This is a genomic window from Acidisphaera rubrifaciens HS-AP3 (genome assembly GCF_000964365.1).
In the GTDB taxonomy this organism is placed as follows: Bacteria; Pseudomonadota; Alphaproteobacteria; order Acetobacterales; family Acetobacteraceae; genus Acidisphaera; species Acidisphaera rubrifaciens.
This window is the reverse complement of the sequence record NZ_BANB01000988.1, coordinates 1-2,244: the sequence shown is the minus strand read 5'-3', so window position 1 is coordinate 2,244 and position 2,244 is coordinate 1. Positions and strand designations below refer to the sequence as shown.

Sequence of the window (2,244 nt, the reverse complement as noted above, 5' to 3'; positions counted from 1 at the left end):
GTGCCGGCCGGGGCCGGCGGGGCGGCGATCGCCGGCGAGGTGTGGGCGGTGCCGACCGCCGCCATCGGGGGTCTGCTGGCGGAGACGCCGGCGCCGCTGTCGTTCGGCACGGTCGCCCTCGATGACGGGCCATGCCTCGGCTTCCTGGCGGAGGCGGCGGGCGTGGACGGCGCGCCGGACATCACGTCCCTGGGCGGCTGGCGCGCCTATCTCGCGCGCTGAGGCCACCGCCGCCGCGCAACGCGGACGCGGGCCGCGCGTTCACGCGGCATGGACATACTCGACAGTCTGCTCCGGCTCCTGCGTCTGCTCACCGTGGGCGGCGCGTTCAGCGCCATGGGCCTGATGAAACTCGCGGGCACGCCGTGGGAGCGCCGCTGGTTCGCCCGCTGGGGCCGCGACGACGACACGCGCCATGCCTTCGGCGCGCTGGAGACCGGGGCGGCGCTGCTGCTGGTGCCGCGCGAGACCCGGCGCCTCGGCGCGCTCGCGCTGGCCGCCAGCTCCATCAGGACGGTGGACTGGGAGGCGGAGGCGGGACAGGAGGCGCTGGCGGCGGCGCGGTTCGGCCTGCTGGTGCTGGCCCTCGGCGTGGCATTCGGCCGGCGCTGAGGCGTTCGGCCCGGGCGGCGACCCACACCTCGCGCGCGGCATCCAGGTTGAGCGCGAGGATGCCGAGCCCGACCACGAGATCCGGCCAGGGCGAGACGAGCAACGCGGTCAGCGCACCCGCCACGACGATCGCGACGTTGGCTGCGACGTCGTTGCGCGCCGACAGAAAGGCCGCCTTCGTCAGGCTCCCGCCGGCATGTCGCCAGCGCGCGAGCATCAGCGCGCAGGCGAGGTTCACCGCCAGCGCCCCCGCGCCGGTCAGGCCGAGCGGCACGGCGGCCGGCACCGACGGCGCGCCGAGCTTGCGCCATGCCGTCCAGACCGTCGCGATGGCCGGCAGCAGCAGCACCCCGGCCAGCACTCCACCGAGGCGCCCGCGCGCCCGCGCGGACCAGCCGAGCGCCAGCAGGGCGAGGGCATTGACGGTGCCGTCCTCCAGGAAGTCGATGGCGTCCGCGAACAGGGCGACGGAGCCGATGGACAGGGCGACCGCGATCTCGATCCCGAAATAGCCGAGATTGAGGGCGATCACCTGCCGCATCGTCCGGGCCAGTCCGGTCGGTGTTGGGGCGGGCGTCGGCGGAGGAGCGGGGGTCATGCGTCAGGCGCAGACGAGCATCGAGGTGACGACGCGCGGCCCGGGCCTGACCGACATCACCGGGCCGGTCGTGCGCTGGACCGCGGCGCAGGGCATCGCGACCGGGCTGCTCACGGTTTTCATCCGGCATACCTCCGCCTCGCTGCTGATCCAGGAGAATGCCGATCCCACGGTGCGGGCCGATATCGAGGCCTTTCTCCGCCGCGTCGTGCCGCGCGGGCCGGGGCTGTATGCCCACGACACGGAAGGGCCGGACGACATGCCCGCCCATCTGCGCGCCCTGCTCGGCGCCACCAGCCTGACGGTTCCGGTCGGTGGCGGCCGGCCGCTGCTCGGCACGTGGCAGGCGATCTATGTCCACGAACACCGCGACGCGCCGCATCGGCGCGAGGTCGTGCTGCACTGCCTCGGCATGGCCTGACCGGCCTCACCCGGCGAGGCAGCGCTCGATCGCGGCGGCGACGGCGAACAGGCGCGCGTCGCCCATCGTCTCGCCCACCAGCATCAGCCCGACCGGCGGCGCCGTGCTCACCGGCAGGCTGATGGCGCAGCGGTCGAAGAAGTTGGCGAGCGCGGTGTTGCGCAGGGCCAGCAGGTTGACGCGGTTGTATTCCGCCTCGTCCGCCTCCAGCGCGGCGATCAGCGGCGGCAGGATCGGCACGGTCGGCATCACCACGGCATCGTGGCCGGCCGTGGCCGCGTCGAGCCGGGCGCGGAGCCGCGCGCGCGTGGCCCGCAGGTCGATGTAGTCGGCCGCCGATTGCAGCCGGCCGCGTTCGATGCGGGCGCGGATGCGCGGGTCGTACAGCGCCGCGCGGTCCGCCAGCAGAGGCCGGTGCCAGGCATAGGCCTCGGCGGAGGCGAAGCCGCCGGCGGCGTTGACGCGCGGCAGTTCGCCAAACGGGGCGAGCGGGAGCCGCACGATCCGCGCCCCGGCCGCGGACAGCCGGCGCAGCGCGGCGTCGAACGCATCGGCGACCGCCGCCTCCATCCCGTCCAGCACCAGCGTCTCCGGCAGCAGCAGCCGCAGCCCC

At 75.0% G+C, this 2,244-nt stretch carries 5 protein-coding genes; 3 read left to right on the top strand and 2 right to left on the bottom strand.

The genetic code is table 11. The features are described 5' to 3' along the window. Together B8460_RS22505 and B8460_RS21340 are read left to right on the top strand one after the other, a co-directional pair. A partial coding sequence (locus B8460_RS22505) for an allophanate hydrolase-related protein (RefSeq protein WP_456303915.1) occupies positions 1–222 on the top strand: 222 nt, incomplete at its 5' end. 48 nt (positions 223–270) lie between these two features. After that, on the top strand, positions 271–612 hold the full coding sequence (locus tag B8460_RS21340) for a DoxX family protein (protein ID WP_048863309.1): 342 nt from the start codon (positions 271–273) through the stop codon (positions 610–612). On the opposite strand, the gene B8460_RS19575 is transcribed toward B8460_RS21340, so the two are convergent. After that, entirely contained in the window at positions 509–1,153 is a 645-nt protein-coding gene (locus B8460_RS19575) for a cation transporter (RefSeq protein WP_241771249.1), read from the bottom strand. The genes B8460_RS21340 and B8460_RS19575 overlap by 104 nt on opposite strands. Positions 1,154–1,208: 55 nt before the next feature. On the opposite strand from B8460_RS19575, the gene B8460_RS19570 reads away from it, so the two are divergent. Next, entirely contained in the window at positions 1,209–1,631 is a 423-nt protein-coding gene (locus B8460_RS19570; RefSeq protein WP_048863307.1) for a secondary thiamine-phosphate synthase enzyme YjbQ, read from the top strand. A gap of 6 nt (positions 1,632–1,637) precedes the next feature. Here B8460_RS19570 and B8460_RS19565 read toward each other — a convergent pair. Further along, positions 1,638–2,244: amidase family protein (locus B8460_RS19565; RefSeq protein ID WP_048863306.1), on the bottom strand; the 607-nt coding region annotated here is incomplete at its 5' end.